Annotated in this window: 20 protein-coding genes; 11 read left to right on the forward strand and 9 right to left on the reverse strand. The window is 72.1% G+C overall.

Annotated features, from left to right (window positions below):
- Positions 1-184: 184 nt before the first annotated feature.
- Positions 185-1,693, reverse strand: a complete 1,509-nt coding sequence (locus PVE36_RS06910) for a leucyl aminopeptidase (RefSeq protein WP_277455476.1) — start codon at positions 1,691-1,693, stop codon at positions 185-187.
- A gap of 83 nt (positions 1,694-1,776) precedes the next feature.
- Between PVE36_RS06910 and gcvT the strand changes: the two genes are divergently transcribed.
- Both gcvT and PVE36_RS06920 read left to right on the forward strand, forming a co-directional pair.
- Entirely contained in the window at positions 1,777-2,886 is a 1,110-nt protein-coding gene (gene gcvT / locus PVE36_RS06915; RefSeq protein WP_277455478.1) for a glycine cleavage system aminomethyltransferase GcvT, read from the forward strand.
- On the forward strand, positions 2,883-3,095 hold the full coding sequence (locus PVE36_RS06920; protein WP_277455479.1) for a hypothetical protein: 213 nt from the start codon (positions 2,883-2,885) through the stop codon (positions 3,093-3,095). Before gcvT ends, PVE36_RS06920 begins: the two co-directional genes overlap by 4 nt.
- An 83-nt stretch (positions 3,096-3,178) precedes the next feature.
- Here the strand turns inward: PVE36_RS06920 and PVE36_RS06925 are convergent, their stop codons facing one another.
- Both PVE36_RS06925 and PVE36_RS06930 read right to left on the reverse strand, forming a co-directional pair.
- On the reverse strand, positions 3,179-3,469 hold the full coding sequence (locus PVE36_RS06925; RefSeq protein ID WP_277455480.1) for a hypothetical protein: 291 nt from the start codon (positions 3,467-3,469) through the stop codon (positions 3,179-3,181).
- A gap of 9 nt (positions 3,470-3,478) precedes the next feature.
- Positions 3,479-3,850 (reverse strand): hypothetical protein, encoded by a 372-nt coding sequence (locus PVE36_RS06930; protein WP_277455481.1) that lies wholly within the window; start codon positions 3,848-3,850, stop codon positions 3,479-3,481.
- 158 nt (positions 3,851-4,008) lie between these two features.
- Between PVE36_RS06930 and PVE36_RS06935 the strand changes: the two genes are divergently transcribed.
- Positions 4,009-4,794: a histidine kinase gene (locus tag PVE36_RS06935; RefSeq protein ID WP_277455482.1), complete on the forward strand. Its 786-nt coding sequence runs from the start codon at positions 4,009-4,011 to the stop codon at positions 4,792-4,794.
- Between the two features lie 77 nt (positions 4,795-4,871).
- Here the strand turns inward: PVE36_RS06935 and PVE36_RS06940 are convergent, their stop codons facing one another.
- Together PVE36_RS06940 and PVE36_RS06945 are read right to left on the reverse strand one after the other, a co-directional pair.
- Positions 4,872-5,441, reverse strand: a complete 570-nt coding sequence (locus PVE36_RS06940; protein WP_277455483.1) for a DUF3043 domain-containing protein — start codon at positions 5,439-5,441, stop codon at positions 4,872-4,874.
- A 75-nt stretch (positions 5,442-5,516) separates the two neighbouring features.
- Positions 5,517-5,795: a hypothetical protein gene (locus PVE36_RS06945; RefSeq protein ID WP_277455484.1), complete on the reverse strand. Its 279-nt coding sequence runs from the start codon at positions 5,793-5,795 to the stop codon at positions 5,517-5,519.
- A gap of 52 nt (positions 5,796-5,847) precedes the next feature.
- Here PVE36_RS06945 and PVE36_RS06950 point away from each other — a divergent pair, with 52 nt between their 5' ends.
- The gene (locus PVE36_RS06950; protein ID WP_277455485.1) at positions 5,848-7,245 is read left to right on the forward strand and encodes a dipeptidase; all 1,398 of its coding nucleotides are present in this window, start codon (positions 5,848-5,850) and stop codon (positions 7,243-7,245) included.
- Positions 7,246-7,300: 55 nt separating this feature from the next.
- On the opposite strand, the gene PVE36_RS06955 is transcribed toward PVE36_RS06950, so the two are convergent.
- Positions 7,301-8,176: a Rieske 2Fe-2S domain-containing protein gene (locus PVE36_RS06955; protein WP_277455486.1), complete on the reverse strand. Its 876-nt coding sequence runs from the start codon at positions 8,174-8,176 to the stop codon at positions 7,301-7,303.
- Between the two features lie 139 nt (positions 8,177-8,315).
- Between PVE36_RS06955 and PVE36_RS06960 the strand changes: the two genes are divergently transcribed.
- Complete coding sequence (locus PVE36_RS06960) at positions 8,316-8,813, forward strand: O-acetyl-ADP-ribose deacetylase (protein ID WP_277455487.1); 498 nt, start codon at positions 8,316-8,318, stop codon at positions 8,811-8,813.
- 2 nt (positions 8,814-8,815) lie between these two features.
- Here the strand turns inward: PVE36_RS06960 and PVE36_RS06965 are convergent, their stop codons facing one another.
- Positions 8,816-9,805, reverse strand: coding sequence for an NAD(P)-dependent alcohol dehydrogenase (locus tag PVE36_RS06965; RefSeq protein ID WP_277455489.1), 990 nt, complete (start codon positions 9,803-9,805; stop codon positions 8,816-8,818).
- Between the two features lie 83 nt (positions 9,806-9,888).
- Here PVE36_RS06965 and PVE36_RS06970 point away from each other — a divergent pair, with 83 nt between their 5' ends.
- Complete coding sequence (locus PVE36_RS06970; protein WP_277455491.1) at positions 9,889-10,929, forward strand: glutathione S-transferase C-terminal domain-containing protein; 1,041 nt, start codon at positions 9,889-9,891, stop codon at positions 10,927-10,929.
- Between the two features lie 37 nt (positions 10,930-10,966).
- Here PVE36_RS06970 and nadA read toward each other — a convergent pair whose 3' ends face one another.
- Positions 10,967-12,160 carry a quinolinate synthase NadA gene (nadA, locus tag PVE36_RS06975; protein WP_277455493.1) on the reverse strand — a complete coding sequence of 398 codons (1,194 nt, stop codon included), beginning with the start codon at positions 12,158-12,160 and terminating at the stop codon, positions 10,967-10,969.
- A 40-nt stretch (positions 12,161-12,200) separates the two neighbouring features.
- Between nadA and PVE36_RS06980 the strand changes: the two genes are divergently transcribed.
- The 5 genes from PVE36_RS06980 to aat all read left to right on the forward strand — a co-directional run bounded on the left by PVE36_RS06980 (position 12,201) and on the right by aat (position 15,680).
- Positions 12,201-13,367: a glycerate kinase gene (locus PVE36_RS06980; RefSeq protein WP_277455494.1), complete on the forward strand. Its 1,167-nt coding sequence runs from the start codon at positions 12,201-12,203 to the stop codon at positions 13,365-13,367.
- A gap of 116 nt (positions 13,368-13,483) precedes the next feature.
- Complete coding sequence (locus PVE36_RS06985) at positions 13,484-13,849, forward strand: iron-sulfur cluster assembly accessory protein (RefSeq protein ID WP_277455496.1); 366 nt, start codon at positions 13,484-13,486, stop codon at positions 13,847-13,849.
- 85 nt (positions 13,850-13,934) lie between these two features.
- The gene (locus PVE36_RS06990) at positions 13,935-14,924 is read left to right on the forward strand and encodes a carbohydrate kinase family protein (RefSeq protein ID WP_277455499.1); all 990 of its coding nucleotides are present in this window, start codon (positions 13,935-13,937) and stop codon (positions 14,922-14,924) included.
- A 19-nt stretch (positions 14,925-14,943) separates the two neighbouring features.
- A complete protein-coding gene (locus PVE36_RS16215; RefSeq protein ID WP_346780628.1) occupies positions 14,944-15,249 on the forward strand; it encodes a hypothetical protein in 306 nt (101 codons plus the stop codon).
- Positions 15,153-15,680, forward strand: a complete 528-nt coding sequence (gene aat, locus PVE36_RS06995; RefSeq protein WP_346780629.1) for a leucyl/phenylalanyl-tRNA--protein transferase — start codon at positions 15,153-15,155, stop codon at positions 15,678-15,680. The genes PVE36_RS16215 and aat overlap by 97 nt, the downstream gene beginning before the upstream one ends.
- Here aat and PVE36_RS07000 read toward each other — a convergent pair.
- On the reverse strand, positions 15,667-16,860 hold the full coding sequence (locus PVE36_RS07000) for an aminotransferase class V-fold PLP-dependent enzyme (protein WP_277455501.1): 1,194 nt from the start codon (positions 16,858-16,860) through the stop codon (positions 15,667-15,669). The two genes, aat and PVE36_RS07000, sit on opposite strands and share 14 nt — an antisense overlap.
- Between the last annotated feature and the right edge of the window lie 128 nt (positions 16,861-16,988).

Consider the following 16,988-nt stretch of genomic DNA (forward strand, 5'->3'; position numbering starts at 1 on the left):
CGGACGGACCCCAGCGTAAGGGGTCGGTGCACGAGGAGCGGACGCAGGACGAGGGTGGCCCGACTCAGGCCGACGTCCGCACCGTGCACCCGGGTGAGGGGTGCACGGTGTCGTGCGGACGTCGCGCCAAGGGCCACCCTCGTCCTGCGGGAGGGACCGAACCCGGTCCGGGACGGAGGGGAGGTCAGGCCAGGGAGGCGATGTGCTCCAGGAGGGTGCCGACGGCGACGCCGGTGCCGCCCTTGGGCACGTGGCCCCACGGGCTGCCCTCGTTGAAGGACGGGCCGGCGATGTCCAGGTGCGCCCAGGGGATGGTGTTGCCCTTCGCGTCCTTGGCGAACTCCTGCAGGAACAGGCCCGCCGTCAGCGCGCCGCCCATGCGGTCACCTTTGTGGGCGATGTCGGCCACCGCGGAGTCGAGCGTCGGGCGCAGGTCGGTCGGCAGCGGCAGGGGCCAGCTCGGCTCGTCGGCGCGCTCGGCCGCGCTGGTGATCGACTGGCGGACCGTGTCGTCGTTGCCCATGACGCCGAAGATCTTCGGGCCGAGGGCGACGACGCAGGCACCGGTGAGGGTGGCGACGTCGAGGATCTGGTCGGGGCCGGACTCGGCGGCCAGGCACATGCCGTCGGCGAGGACCATGCGGCCCTCGGCGTCGGTGTCCAGGATCTCCACGGTCGTGCCGTTGCGCATGGTGACGACGTCACTGGGGCGCTGGGCGTTGGCGCCGGGCATGTTCTCCGCGAGGCAGAGGTAGCCGGTCACGGCCACGGGCAGACCGAGCTCGGCAGCGGCGACGACGGTCGCGGCCACCGCGGCTGCGCCGGCCATGTCGGACTTCATCGTCAGCATGCCCGCGGAGGGCTTGAGGCACACGCCACCGGTGTCGAAGGTGATGCCCTTGCCGACCAGCGCGACGTGGGGGACCTTCTTCGAGCGGGGTGCGTAGGAGAGGGTGACGATCCGCGGCGGTCGCGTGCTGCCCTGGCCGACACCGGTGATGCCGCCGAAGCCGCCGTCGGCCAGCGCCTTCTCGTCGAGGACCTTGACGGTGAGCTTGCCGGGGGAGGCCTTCGCGACCTGCTGCACGGTCTCGGCGAAGGACTGCGGGTAGAGCAGGTTGGGCGCGGTGTTGACCAGGTCGCGGGCCCAGGAGACGTTGCGCGAGACGGTGGTGGCGTGCTCGATGACGTCCTTGGGCGAGGCCTTGCGGTCGAGGTCGGAGAAGACGGTGATCTCCCGGTCGGCCTGCTCATCCTCGGTCGACTTGTGCGCGGTGAAGGTGTACGCGCCGGACGCGGCACCCTCGGCGATGGCGGCCAGCTCGGCCGCATCGTCGTGGGGGAGGGCGATCGCCACGGAGCCCTTGCCGGCGGTCCGCACGGCCGCACCGGCAGCACGACGAAGGGAGTCCGAGCCGGGCCGGCCCCCGTCCGCCGCGGTGTCCTTCCCGAGGCCGACGAGGACGACGGCGTCCGCCTTGAGTCCGGGGACGGCCGGGACGACGGTCGTGCTGGCGACCTTGGCGTCGACGGAGAGCGAGGGCAGGACGGCGTCCAGGTGCTTGGCGGCGGTCTTCGGCAGGGCGGACGAGGCACGCACGGCCACCTCGTCCCCGGAGCCGACGACGCCGATCACCAGGGATCGGCCGGACCAGGCGGAGTAGGAGCGAGTGCCGAGCATCAACGTGGTCACGTCGGGGGAACCTTTCGGTCGTGTCTTGGTGGTCGTGCCAACAGGGAGGCTATCCCGTAGGGCGAGACGGTAGCGTGCGTCACATGAGCGAAGCTTCCCCCCTGCGTACCTCACCGATCCATGACCGGCACGTCGCCCTCAAGGCGAAGATGGCCGACTTCGGCGGCTGGGAGATGCCGATCGAGTACCCGGGGGGCGGTGTCGTGGCAGAGCACGCGGCCGTGCGTGAGCGGGTCGGCCTCTTCGACGTCAGCCACCTGGGCAAGGTCCTCGTCCGCGGTGACGGCGCGGACGAGCTGGTCAACACGACGCTGACGAACGACCTCACCCGGATCGGCCCCGGCCAGGCGCAGTACACGATGTGCTGCAACGACGCCGGCGGTGTCATCGACGACCTCATCGTCTACCTGCGTGGTGTCGGCGACCTCTTCCTCATGCCCAACGCGGCCAACGCGGCCACCGTCGTCGACAAGTTGCGCGCCGAGGCCCCCGAGGGCGTCGAGGTCGAGGACCACCACGAGGACTTCGTCGTCCTCGCCGTCCAGGGCCCCCTGAGCGACGAGGTCCTCGGCGCCCTCGACCTGCCCGTCGACCACGACTACATGTCCTACGACACGGCCCGGTGGCACGACCACGAGCTCACCGTCTGCCGCACCGGGTACACGGGGGAGCGCGGCTACGAGCTCATCGCCCCCGCAGCCGCCGGCCTCGAGCTGTGGGACGCGCTCGTCGAGGCGATGGCGCCGTACGAGGGGCTGCCCTGCGGGCTCGGCGCGCGCGACACGCTGCGCACCGAGATGGGGTACCCGCTGCACGGCAACGACCTCACCCCGGAGATCACCCCCGTCATGGCACGCGCCGCGTGGGCGGTCGGTTGGGACAAGGAGCGCTTCTGGGGCAAGGACGCGCTCGTCGCCCAGCGCGTGGCCAAGTCCTCGCGCCTGCTGCGCGGCGCCAAGGTGACCGGTCGCGGCATCCCGCGCCCCGGCTGCGCGGTCCGCGACCGCGAGGGCAACGAGGTCGGCGTGGTCACCTCCGGCACCTTCAGCCCGACGCTCAAGCAGGGCATCGCCCTGATCCTGGTCGACCGGGTCATCACCTGGGACGACGAGATCGTCATCGACGTGCGCGGTCGCGACGTCCCTGCCACGGTGACCAAGCCCCCCTTCGTCGACGTACAGGTGAAGTCATGACCGACAGCTACCGCTGGCGGCTCGAGGACGCCTCTGGCCAGGCGCTGCCCGACCGTCCCGAGCAGTCCGTGCCCTTCCCGACCCAGGCCGACGCCGAGGCATGGTTCGCCGAGTCGTGGGAGGACCTGGCCGGTGCCGGTGTCGCCCAGGTGAGCCTGCTGCGCGAGTCCGAGGTGGTCTACGGGCCGATGCCGCTGTCCGCCGACTGAGCGTCCGCCGACCACCCCGCGGCCTCGAGAGCGTGAGTCCACGTGGTGATCGGCGTGCCTGCGGTCGACATCTCGTCTGCCGATCACGTCAGGCCCCGGCCCGGTCGGTACCTGAGGCGCAGTCGGTGCCCGAGGGCGACCAGCCCGAAGCCGACGACGAGGATCGTGAGGGTGACCAGCCCGTAGCTCCACGGGAAGACTCCAGCCTCGAAGGTCAGTCCGGTGGTGCCGTCGAGTGACGGGAGGAGCAGGTAGAGCGTCTGGAAGACGAAGGCCCACAGGTAGGCCAGTGCGTAGGTGAGGTTGGCGACCAGCAGGGACCCGAGCAGGAAGCCCAGCGGAAGCGCCAGCAGGATCGTGACGATGCCGACCATGACCGATCCTCAGTCCAGCACCGGCGCAGGCCGGTGAGCGCTCGAGAACATGAGCACGACGGACGCGACCGCGAGAAGGACCGAGGCTGCGACCATCAGGCGCACCCAGGGGGGCACGTCGACGAAGAACGCCGGGATCGCCGTGAGCGTCGGGATGATGACCGCGCCGGCCACGACCCGCAGGGCTGCTGCGTTACCACGCCACGCGAGCACGACGGCGGCGACGCCGATGATGCCGACGACGGTGGAGAGGACCAGGACCGCGAAGGGCGGGCCCACCTCCCCCTCGGGAGTCGGCATGAGGACGCTGGGAACGGTGGTGAGGAGGAGCAGTCCGGCGAGGACCAGCCCGATCCTCTGGCGGCTGGACAGCTGACTCATGATGACTCCTTGGTGCCGGGTGGGTGGGACGAGACCACCGTGCACCGCCTCGTGATGCCGGCAACAGGACCATCCTTCCCGGGACCGTCCTCCAAGCCCCGTCACGTCGGGAACTCCTCTCGTCCGGGCAGGCCACGCCCCATACCCACAGGCTCCGCGTGGCCCGTGATGCCGAGCTCGTGGTGGGTCTGCGGGCTGGAGACCTGTCGTTGTCGCGGGGTGATGAGCAGGTGCTCGACCTGGCGGCCCCGCTGCTCGCGCAGGCGCTGCGGGTACGCGCCCTCGTGGCAGAGCTCCACGCCTCCCGCGAGGAGACCGTCGCCGCCATCGCAGAGGAGCGTCGACGCCTGAGGCGCGACCTGCACGACGGACTGGGCCCCCGGCTGTCGGGCATCGCCTTCACCTCCGACGCCGCCCGAAATCTCGTGCACACGGATCCTGACGGCGCCGACGAACTGCTTCGGATGCTGCGAGCCGAGATGGTCACCGCGATCGAGGACATCCGCGGGCTGGTCTATGCCATGCGTCCACCCGCGCTCGACGAACTGGGTCTGGTCGGCGCCCTGCGGCAGCACTGCGTCGCGCTGCGCACCGCCCGCGGTGCGCCGCTGAAGGTGTCGGTGGACGCCGCGGTCGACCTGCCGACACTCCCGGCAGCCGTCGAGGACGCGGCCTACCGCATCGTCGTCGAAGCGCTCACGAATGTCGGGCGCCACACGGCAAGTCCCGAGGCCACCGTGTCACTGCGGATCGACGGATCGGCCCTTCGGGTGTCGGTGCGCGACGGGGACGGCGCTCGACTGCGCATCGACGGCGCGGCCCCGCGGTGGACGGCGGGCGTCGGTCTGTCGTCGATGCACGACCGGGCCGTCGACCTCGGCGGCACGCTCACCACCGGGCCCTCGTCCGCGGGTGGTCGCGTCGAGGCCGTCCTGCCGATGTGACCACGGGCAGAGGTCATCGGCGTCGACGCGGCGGCGAGGTCGCGCACGACAGCCCGCGACGCCGTGCGCGGGCCCGCTCAGACCTTGGCGCCCCGCTCGACCTTCGGCTTCGGCAGGCGGGTGCGGCGCATCTGGAAGGCGCGCATCGCCTGGTACATCCCGACGCCGCGCAGCTCGGCGTCCTCACCGAAGCGCTCGCGGATCTTCGGCTTGGTGCGGCGCCACAGGAGCCAGGCGTCGAGGATCGCGACGATGATCAGCACGTAGACGGCGAGGAAGACGAAGGTCGCCCACGTGCCGGCGAAGAGGCTGAGGACGAGGACCGCGAGCATCAGCGGCAGCAGCAGCTCACCCAGGCTCCAGCGCGCGTCGACGACGTCGCGGGCGTACCGGCGGACCGGTCCCTTGTCGCGCGGGGGCAGGTGCCGGTCGTCGCCGGTGACCATCGCCTGGCGCACCTTCTGGCCCTCGGCGCGACGGGCCGCCCGGTCGGCGGCCTTGGCGGCCTTGCGGTCGTTCTGCACCAGGGGTCGCTTGCGCGCCGCCTCCTGGTCCCTGCGCTTGGGGGTCGGGCGGTTCTTCGCCCCCTCGCGGTGGGGTCGCTCATCCGTCACCGCGGGCTGGTCATCCTTCTTGCGTCCGAACACGAGGTGCACTCTAGGCGCACCGGCGCCGACCCCGGTCGCCGGGGAGCCGGGCGCCCCCGCGACGGTCGCGGCGGATCAGCGATCGACGAGCTTGACGAAGGTGGTGTCCTCGCCGTCGTCCCGGGGCGGCTGGTAGAGGAAGGCGAGCCGGTCGTCCTCGAAGGCCGCGAACCAGTCGTCCCAGGACATCTGCTCCAGCTCGTCCTCGGTGGCACCGCCGGGGAAGTCGATGCGCAGCACGCCGACCCCCTCCTGCGACTCGGTCCCGACGACGCGGGCCGGGACGCCGTCGTGCCGCTCCACCCAGGTGCGGATCTCGTCGTGGTCGACCGTGGTGCGGCTCTCGGCAGCCATCGCTCCTCCTCGTGTCGGGTGCATCCCAGCGGTACCCGCCCGTCCCCGGTGCATGCGCGCGTCGGCTCGCGATACGGTCGCTCGCGTGACCGACACCACTCTCACCGCCGACCAGATCGAGACCCTGCGCGCCCGCGTCCGCGCGCTGATGCCGCAGGTGCGCGCCGACCTGGAGGACCTCACCCGGATCCCGAGCGTCAGCCTCGACTCCTTCGACCAGACCCACGTTCGGGCCTCCGCCGAGCGCACCGCGCAGCTGCTGCGCGCGGAGGGCCTCGACGTCGAGATCGTGGAGGAAGGGGGGCGCCCGGCCGTCATCGGCCACGTCGCCGGACCGGAGGGCGCGCCCACCGTCCTGCTCTACGCCCACCACGACGTGCAGCCCCCCGGTGACCGGGCGGACTGGGACACCGACCCCTTCGAGCCGACCGAGGTCGACGGGCGCCTCTACGGCCGTGGCGCGGCCGACGACAAGGCCGGGGTCATGGCGCACGTCGCGGCGCTGCGGGCCCACTCGGGCGAGCTGCCCGTCGGCGTCACCGTCTTCGTCGAGGGCGAGGAGGAGATCGCCAGTGAGTCGCTGCCGCGGATCCTCGAGCGCCACGGCGACAAGCTGACCTCGGACGCGATCGTCCTCGCCGACTCGCTCAACTGGGCCATCGGGACCCCCGCGCTCACGACCACCCTGCGCGGCTCCCTTCGCGCCGTGGTCACCGTGCGCACCCTCGACCACGGGGTGCACTCGGGGATGTTCGGCGGAGCCTGCCCCGACGCGATCACGACGCTGTGCCGCCTGTTGGCGACGCTCCACGACGACCAGGGCGATGTCGCGATCGAGGGACTGGTGCACACCGACGCCCCGGAGATCGACTACGACGAGGCCCGCCTGCGCGAGGAGTCCGGCCTGCTGGAGGGCACCGAGCTCATCGGCACCGGCTCGATCCCCTCCCGGCTGTGGACCAAGCCGGCCGCCGTCGTCATCGGCATCGACGCGCCCTCGGTCGATGACGCGGGCAACGTCCTCAACGCCAGCGCGAGCGCCAAGATCAACCTGCGCCTCAACCCGACCCAGGACCCGCAGGAGGCGTGGACCGCACTGCAGGAGCACCTAGCCGACTACGCCCCCTGGGGCGCGACGGTCGAGGTCGAGCTCGACGAGCAGGGCTGGGGCTTCGCCGCCGACGCGCAGGGGCCGGTCTACGACCAGGCCCGGGCTGCCTTCGCCGACGCCTGGGGCACGGACCCGGTCGATGTCGGCATCGGGGGGTCGATCCCCTTCGTGCAGGCCTTCGCGGAGAAGTTCCCCGACGCGGCCATCCTCGTCACCGGCGTCGAGGACCCCGACACCCGCGCCCACGGCGCGAACGAGTCGCTGCACCTGGGTGAGTTCGAGAACGTGTGCGTCGCGGAGGCGCTGCTGCTCGCCCGCCTGGGCGCGATGCGCTCCTGACGCCGACCCCCGCGGATGGATCTTCGGGCGCCCGTCGCTGGGGGACTCCTCTACCTCACCGCCCCGGTTGCCGCACGCGCACCTCGATCCGGCCGTCCCTCTCGCGTGCGTCCAGGACCGGCTGGGTCGCGGTCGCGGGGCCACGCACCACCGCGCCGTCCCGCACGTCGAAGCGGGAGCCGTGGCAGGGGCAGGTGATGACCCGGTCCTCGACCTCGCCGTCGCTGAGCGCGCACCCGCGGTGGGAGCACCGGTCGTGCAGGGCGAACACCTGACCGCGGTGGCGACCGAGCACCACGGGCGTCTCGCCTGCCATGGCGAAGGCGGTCCCGTCCCGGAGCACGTCGCCCGCGTCGATGACGTCGGTCCAGTCGGAGGGGCCGACGTCGAAGGCCGTCTGGTTCACGCCGGTCCCGCGGACGAAGGTGATGTGGCCGCCCAGGAACCCGCTGGCGCCGAGGACCGTTGACCCGGCGAGAGCCAGGGCCGACCCGGCCCGGCTCGGGCCGCCGCGTCGGGCCGCGAGGGACAGCGCGTACAGCGACAGCGCGAGCACGTTCGAGCCCGCGTGGACCAGACCCATCCGGCGGACCCTCTCGTCCCCCAGCTCCGAGTCGGCCCAGTCGCTGGCCCCGCTCAGCGCCGTCGGCACGGCCGACAGCAGTCCCAGCTGCAGCAGGCGACGGGACGCCCGCCCGTCGTCCGGGCCGACGAGGTCGAGCACGCTCGCCCCGACGAAGGAGCCGATGACCACGTCGGTCATCGGGGGGTGCACGGGGTGTCCCAGCCACGTCCCGCTCAGGGCGTCCTTGACCGCGCCGGCGGAGACCGCCTTCCGGATGGTCCTCCCCAGTGCCTTGCCCGGCTCGTCCAGCCGGGTGAGTCGCTCGATCCGGTCGGTCAGCGTCGTCAGCGGTCCCAGAGCAGTCATCATCGTCCTCCGTGCGCGCAGGCGGGTGCAGGTGGCCTGCTGCTACCCCTGCTGACCGCCCGGTAAACACGTGGATGGTCCGGTCGCCACCCCCTTCGCGCCCTTGAGCACAGGTGCCGACGGCAGGGAGACTGGAGCGATGGTCACGCTCACTGCCGTCCGGGGAGACATCACGACCCAGGAGGTCGACGCGGTCGTCAACGCCGCCAACTCCGCGATGCGCGGGGGCGGGGGAGTGGACGGGGCGATCCACCGGGCCGGCGGACCGGCGGTGCTGGAGGCCTGCATCGAGCGTTTCCCCGACGGCCTCGCGACCGGTGACGCCGGCTGGACGACTGCAGGGGACATGCCCGCCCGGTGGGTCATCCACACCGTCGGGCCGAACCACAGCGCCGGCCAGACCGATCGCTCGCTGCTCACCTCCTGCTACCGACGCTCCCTCGAGGTCGCCGACGAGCTCGGCGCCCGCAGCGTGGCCTTCCCGCTGATCAGCGCCGGTGTCTACGGCTGGCCCATGGACGACGCGATCGCCGCCGCGGTCGAGACGATCCGCCGCGCCGACACCCGGGTGGAGGACGCGCGGATCGTCGCCTTCGACGAGGCGACCTTCGACCAGCTCTCGCACCGACTGGCCTGAGCTCAGGCGGTCGGCACGAGGACCACCACGGAGCCCACCTTGCGGCCGGCGTCGACGTAGGCGTAAGCATCGCGCAGCTCGTCGAAGCCGTAGGTGCGGTCGACGACCGGGCGGTAGCGGCCCCCGGCCATGAGCTCGGCCAGGTGAGCGGCCAGGTCGGCGCCCCCGTGCGGGAACGGGAAGAGCACGTGGCGCAGTCCCAACCTCCGGGTGATCGGACCGATGGCGGCCAGGGCAAGATTCTGTGCTCCCCGGCCCAGGTCCGAGGAGGCGTAGCTGCCACCCTGGCGAAGCAGCGGCCGGGCGGCGGTGAAGGAGAGGTGCCCGGTCGCGTCGAGGACCGAGTCGTACCCCGCGCCGGCCGACCGAAGATGCTCACCCGAGCCCAGATCCACCACCCGGGTCGCGCCGAGGTCCGCGAGCAACCCGGGTCGGCCGGTGGGGATCTGGTCGCACACCGCCGTCACCTCGACGCCCGCCGCGTGGAGCAGCTGGACGAGCGCGGTGCCGATGGCGCCCGTGGCCCCGTGCACGAGCGCACGGTCGCCCTCGCCGACCCCGGTCACCCGGAGGAAGGCGTGCGCGTAGTGCCCGCCCTCCATCCCCGGTGCCGCCTCGGCAGGGTCCAGGTGCGCGGGCACGGGGGCGAGCAGCCCGTCCGCGGCCACCGTGAGCATCTCGGCGTGCGCCCCCGGGCGGCCGTCGACGAAGCCGAACACCCGGTCGCCGGGGTCGTAGGCCGTCACGCCCTCCCCGACATCGAGCACGACACCGGCGAACTCCGACCCCAGCACCTCGACCCGGGGCCGTGGCCAGCCGCAGACGACCCGGTTGATCCACGGGTGCCCCGACCGGTACGCGCAGTCCGTGCGGTTGACCGTGGTCGCGTGCACGCGCACGAGCACCTCACCGGGATCCGGCGTCGGGTCCGGCACGTCGTCGAAGGCGATGGCGTCCGGACCGCCGTATCGTCGTCGGATTGCTGCGCGCACTCCTCCATGATGTCCCCACGTCCACCGAGGTGAGCCCGGTCGGGGGAATGGATAAAAGTACAATTTTCAACTACTGTGGAGGCATGACACAGGGCACTTACGTCGAGAAGGACTTCCAGCGCGACACGACCTACATCGAGGACCGGATCACCTCCGACGGCAGCGGTGAGTGGCCGGTCGAGCCGGGCCGGTACCGCCTCGTGGTCTCCCGGGCGTGCCCGTGGGCCAACCGCACGATCATCGTCCGGCGCCTGCTGGGCCTGGAGGACGTCATCTCCATGGGTGTCACCGGTCCGACCCACGACGCCGACAGCTGGACCTTCGACCTCGACGAGGGGCACCTCGACCCGGTGCTGGGCATCCCGCGGATCAAGGACGCCTACCTCAGGCGCTTCCCCGACTACTCGAAGGGCATCACCGTCCCAGCGGTCGTGGACGTGCCCTCCGGTGAGGTCGTGACGAACAACTTCCCGCAGATCACCCTCGACTTCTCCACGCAGTGGCGCGAGTACCACCGCGAGGGCGCCCCGGACCTGTGGCCCGAGGACCTGCGCGAGGAGATGGAGGCGGTCAACAAGCGGGTGTACACCGAGATCAACAACGGCGTGTACCGCTGCGGGTTCTCCGGTGACCAGGCGGCCTACGAGGCCGCGTACGACCGGCTCTGGGCGGCCATGGACTGGCTCGAGGAGCGCCTGTCGACCCGCCGCTACCTCATGGGTGACCACATCACCGAGGCCGACGTGCGCCTGTTCACCACGCTCGCGCGCTTCGATGCCGTCTACCACGGGCACTTCAAGGCCAACCGCTCCAAGCTGAGCGAGATGCCGGTGCTGTGGGCCTACGCCCGCGACCTGTTCACCACGCCCGGGTTCGGCGACACCACCGACTTCACCCACATCAAGAGCCACTACTACGAGGTCCACCGGGACATCAACCCCACCGGGATCGTGCCGGCCGGACCGGACTACGCCAACTGGCTCGAGCCGCACGGCCGCGAGACCCTGGGTGGATCGCCCTTCGGCCCGCACGGGACGGCTCCCGGTGCGCCGAGCGAGGACGAGCGTGTCCCCGTGGCGCACAACCCGCTGCTCGACGAGAGCGGGATGGTCCGCTCGAGCTGACCGCTCTCCTCCGGTGGCTGATCCCCCTTCGCCCGGCTCAGGGCAGGGCGAGCATCCGGTCGAGCGCCGTGCGCGCCTGCTGCGCCACGGTCTCGTCGACGACGATCGGGTTGACCACGCGCCCCTCGACGAGTGACTCGAGCGCCCAGACGAGGTGCGGCAGGTCGATGCGGTTCATCGTCGAGCAGTAGCAGACGTTCTTCTCGAGGAAGCTGATCTGCTGCTCCGGGTGCTCCTTCGCCAGGCGCTGCACGAGGTTGAGCTCGGTCCCGATGACCCACTTCGTGCCGGCGGGCGCGGACGCGACGGCCTGGATGATCTTCTCCGTCGAGCCGACCTCGTCGGCGAGCGAGACGACCTCGTTGCGGCACTCCGGGTGCACGATCACGCGCACGCCGGGGATCTCCCTCCGCGCCGTCTCGACGGCCTCGGGAGTGAACCGTCCGTGCACCGAGCAGTGGCCGCGCCACAGGATCATTCGTGCGTCGCGGATCTGCTCGACGGTCAGGCCACCCATCGGCCGGTGGGGGTTCCACACGACGCAGTCGTCGAGGTCGCGACCGAGGTCGCGCGCCCAGGTGTTGCGGCCGAGGTGCTGGTCGGGCAGGAAGAGGACCTTGCCCTCGCCCTCGACGCCGCCGACCTGGTCGAAGGCCCACGTCAGGGCCCGCTCGGCGTTGGAGCTGGTGCACACGGTGCCGCCGTTGCGGCCGGTGAAGGCCTTGATGGCCGCGGAGGAGTTCATGTAGGTCACGGGGACCGTCGACTCGGCGACCCCGGCCTCGACGAGGTCGTCCCAGCAGTCCTCGACCTGGTGCAGGGCGGCCATGTCGGCCATGGAGCAGCCCGCGGCGAGGTCGGGCAGGACGACCGTCTGCTCGTCGCTGGTGAGGATGTCCGCGGACTCGGCCATGAAGTGCACGCCGCAGAAGACGATGTACGGCGCGTCCGGCCGGGCCGCAGCCTCCTTGGCCAGCTTGAAGGAGTCACCGGTGGTGTCGGTGAACTCGATGACCTCGTCGCGCTGGTAGTGGTGTCCCAGGACGAAGACGCGCTCGCCCAGTGCGTTCTTGGCTGCGCGCGCACGCGCGACGAGGTCGGGGTCCGAGGGCTGCGGCAGCTCGCCGGGGCACTCGACCCCTCGCTCCGAGTGCAGGTCGCGGTCCTGGCCGAGGACGAGCAGCGACAGGGGTGCCGGGCGGGTCTGGGTCGTCTCGCTCACATCAGGCATGATCCCACAGCGACGACGGCACTCTCGGTAGAGTCCCTGCGTGCACGTGCTCATCGCGCCGGACTGCTTCACCGGCACCCTCACAGCGACCCAGGCGGCCGAGGCGATCGCGGCCGGCTGGCGCCGCAGCGCCCCCGACGACCTGCTGACCCTCGTCCCGCTCAGCGACGGCGGCCCCGGATTCATCGACGTGGTCACCGCCGCCTGCCCGGGCGATTCGTCCATCGTGACCGTGACCGGCCCCCGCGGCGGGTTCGTCCCGGCGGCCGTGCACGTCACCACGGACGAAGGGGGGCGTCGCACCGCGTGGGTGGAGTCGGCCCAGGCCATCGGCCTGCACCTGCTGGACGCGGTGGAGCGGGACCCGGGCGTGACCTCGACCTGGGGGCTGGGCGAGCTGCTGGCGGCGGCCCTGGAGCAGGACGTCCAGCGGATCGTCGTCGGTCTCGGCGGCTCCGGGACCAACGACGGGGGTGCCGGCATGCTCGCTGCCCTCGGCGCCGGCCCCCGCGAGGTCCTCGGCGGTGGGGGAGCGGGTCTGATCGCCACCCGTGAGGGAGACCTCGCCGGTCTTGCCGCCACCCGCGAGCGTTTCGCCGGGGTCGAGGTCGTGGCCGCGACGGACGTCGCCTCCCCGCTGCTCGGCCTCAAGGGCGCCAGCGCCGTCTTCTCCCAGGGCAAGGGCGCCACGCCCGAGCAGTCACAGCTCCTCGAGGCAGCTCTGGGCCACTTCGTCGACCAGGTCCGTCGGGTGCTTCCTGCGGGGGCGGACCTGCTCACGGGGCAGGAGCGGCGACTCGACCGCGAGCCGGGAGCAGGCGCCGCCGGCGGCGTCGGATACGGGCTGATGCTCCTGGGCGCCCACCGCAGGAGCGGCGTCGAGACCGTCCTCGAGGCCGTGGGGCTGGGTCCCCTCGTCGCCGCTGCCGACGTCGTCATCACCGGGGAGGGCACCCTGGACCACCAGAGCATGGTGGACACCGTTGTCGCCGGTGTCGCCGATCTCGCCGCCGCGCACGCGACACCCGTCGTGGCCCTGGCCGGGCGGATCGTCATCGGCCGTCGCGAGGCCATGTCGCTGGGCCTGAGCGGCAGCTACGCCGTGGCCGAGCGGTACGAGGACGTCGCACGGTCGATGGCCGACCCCGTCGGCACCCTCAGCGCCCGCGCGGCACGGGTCGCCGCAACGTGGTCACCCCGCCGTTGACACCCACACAACTGGCGTATGGTGAGCACACGGGAACATCCGACGGCACCGTCGCGTTTGCCCCGATGTGGCGGGACTCCCGCCACTGCCACACCCCCGAGCCACGAGGACATCGCATGAGCGTCCAGGACACTTCTTCCGACGTTGCCACCGACAGCCACGAGGTCATCCTCACCGATGTTGCTGCGGGCAAGGTCAAGTCACTGCTCGAGCAGGAGGGACGTGACGACCTGCGGCTTCGCATCGGCGTCCAGCCCGGTGGCTGCTCCGGCCTGATCTACCAGCTCTACTTCGACGAGCGTTCCCTCGACGGTGACCTCGTGCGCGACTTCAACGGCGTCTCGGTCGTCGTCGACCGGATGAGCGCCCCGTACCTCACCGGCGCCACGATCGACTTCGCCGACACGATCGAGAAGCAGGGCTTCACCATCGACAACCCCAACGCGGGCAGCTCCTGCGCCTGCGGCGACAGCTTCGGCTGAGCCGACTCCGGCACCCGAAGGGCCTCCTCACCACTCGGTGAGGAGGCCCTTCGCCGTCCCCGGGCACGTCTGTAGGGTTGCGCGCGTGCCCATCGCCATCGCCGGATCCATCGCCACCGACCACCTGATGACCTTCGCCGGTCGCTTCGCGGACTCGTTGGTCGTCGACCAGCTGGACAAGATCTCCGTGAGCTTCCTCGCGGAGGACCTGGACATCCGACGCGGGGGAGTGGCTGCCAACATCGCCTTCGGCATGGCCAACCTCGGCCAGCGACCGGTGCTCGTCGGTGCCGTCGGCGAGGACTTCGCGGACTACCGCAGCTGGCTGGAGCGGCACGGTGTCGACTGCGACTCGGTGCGGGTCTCCGAGACCCGCCACACGGCGCGCTTCGTGTGCACAACCGACGAGGACATGGCCCAGATCGCGACGTTCTACGCCGGAGCGATGAGTGAGGCCCGGGAGATCGAGCTCGCCCCCATCGCCGAGCGCGTCGGCGGGCTCGACCTGGTCCTCGTCGGCCCGGACGACCCGGACGCCATGCGTCGCCACACCCAGGAGTGTCGCGACCGGGGCATCCCCTTCGTGGCCGACCCGAGCCAGCAGCTGGCCTTCGGCGGCGGTGACCTCATCCGCGACCTCATCGACGGGGCCGAGTACCTCATCACCAACGAGTACGAGAGCCACCTCACCGCCCAGAAGACGGGGTGGAGCCAGGACGAGATCAACTCCCGGGTCGGCTACCGCGTGACGACCCTGGGCAAGGAGGGGGCGCGCATCACCGGCCGTGGCCTCGACGAGCCGATCCACGTCGGTGCCGCGCGCGAGGTGACCAGGGCCGACCCGACCGGGGTGGGCGACGCCTTCCGTGCCGGCTTCCTCACGGGTGTGGCCGAGGGCCTGCCCCTGCGCGAGTCCGCGGAGCTGGGCTCGATGCTCGCCACCTACGTCATCGAGACGGTGGGCACCCAGGAGTACGAGCTGGGCACCGCCCGGTTCCTCGAGCGGCTCACCGAGGCCTACGGCGCCGAGAGCGCCGAGCTCATCGGCGGCCACATCCGCTGCCGGCGTCCCTGACGGGAGGGCCACGACCGGGATGACCGCCCCCTTCCCACCGATCGAACCCCCCGGCGGGTCCGCTCTGTGGGCGAACTACCTGCGCGCCGGGATCGACGCCGCGGACGCCAACCCCGGCGACGTCGGCGAGGTCGTGGGGGTCGGCGGACGGCTCGACCCGCTCTCCGTACTCACCGCCTACCGCCTCGGGGTCTTCCCCATGGGCCTGGGCGAAGGGGTGGCCCGCCGATGGGGTGGTGGTGCCCCCGGTGGCGGGGCGTCCTCGTCCCCGGCCGGGTGCACGTCTCCCGGTCGCTGCGGCGGTCCCTGCCCCGGTTCACCGTGACGGTGGACGAGTCCTTCCGCGAGGTCGTCGCCGCCTGCGCCGACCCGGCGCGGGAGGGTGCGTGGATCAGCGACGCCGTGGCCGAGGTCTACGGCGAGCTGCACGAGCTCGGCTGGGCCCACAGCGTCGAGGTGCGCGACGACGCCGGCATGCTCGTCGGCGGTCTCTACGGCGTGGCCGTGGGGGGACTCTTCGCCGGGGAGTCGATGTTCCACCACGCCACGGACGCCTCCAAGGCCGCCCTGGTCCACCTCGACCGGCTCGTCGCCGCCGACGGTGACGAGCGCCGGATCATCGACGTGCAGTGGCGCACCACGCACCTGGGGACCCTGGGGATCGAGGAGATCCACCGCCGTGAGTACCTGGCCCGGCTGTCGGTGGCGCTGCAGGCGCCGGCGATCGACTTCGGCGCCCATCTCACAGGTCGGTGACGCCCAGACGCCCACGAGCGCTGCGCACGACCTCCGGGAGCACCGCGCACAGCCGCTCGACGTCGTCCGCACGGTCCGGGGAGACGGCCGCGAGGGGGAGGGTGATGCGCACGTTCCCCTGGGTCAGGGCGCCCATGGCCGCGAGCACGTGGCTGGGCTCCAGGGTGTCGGAGGTGCACGCGGACCCCGAGGCGACGGCCAGCCCGTGCCGGGCGAGCTCGTCGACGATGGTCTCGCCGTCGACGTAGAGCACGGAGAAGGTGCACACGTGCGGCAGGCGGTCCCACGGGTCGCCGACGACGTCCACCGCCCCCACGGCACCCGCCGCGGACCGGATCCGGTCGATGAGTTCCCGAGCCCCTCGTGACTCCTCGCCGGCGTCGGCGGTGACCTGCTGCCATGCCTCCGCCGCCGCGAGGGCCGTGGGGACGGCGACGGGGTCGAGGGTGAAGCCGCCCTCGTGCGGGCTCGGCGGGTCGTGGGGCGAGAAGCGGGTGCCCGTGCGCACGACGAGCACACCCAGCCGGGGTCCACCCCAGGAGGCGGCGTCGGCCACGAGCACGTCGAAGTCGCGCGGAACCGGGTCGCGCCCGACCGACGCGCGGGCGTCGACGAGGAGGGGCACGCCGTGCGCGGCCGTGACCGACCGGGCCTCGGTCAGTGGCTGGCGGGTCCCGACCTCCTGGTTGGCGGCCTGCAGGACGGCGAAGGGGGTCTCCCCGGTGATCGCGGCGCGCCACCCCGGCAGGTCGAGCGCCCCGGTGGGGGTGGCGGCGACCTCGACCGCTCCCTCGTCACGCGCACGCAGCCACCGCAGGAGTCCCGAGTGCTCCACGGAGGAGGCCACGGGAGGCCCGATGCGGCGTCGGCGCCCCCTGGCGAGGCCCGCGAGCGCAGTGCGAGCCGCCTGGTCCCCACTGGCGTGCAGGGTGACCTCGTCCGGCCGGACCCCGAGCCCCCCGGCGATGATCGCCCGGGCGCGGTCGAGCAGGGCCCGGCTGCGACGTCCCGCAGCATGCCGCGACGTGGGGTCGGCCCACGCCAGGTCGTGGGCCGCGCGCCAGGTCTCGAGGGCGGCCGGGAGGACGGGTCCGGGGGAGGCGTCGAGCAGGCCCCGGACACCCTCTGCGAGGGCGGTCCCACGGGGGCCCGGTGGGGTCGAATCCGTCTGTGGCGCCACGCCTGCACGTTAGTGCCACCCTTCCTCGAAGGGGCCGCACCCCTGCGGTAATGTGTGACCGTCTTCTGAAAACTTCGGACCAGTAGTAGGTGCCCCTTGCCTGTGTCTTCGAGCACAACGTCCCGGCG

Origin of the sequence: Janibacter sp. DB-40 (genome assembly GCF_029510815.1) — a bacterium.
Taxonomy (GTDB): domain Bacteria; phylum Actinomycetota; class Actinomycetes; order Actinomycetales; family Dermatophilaceae; genus Janibacter.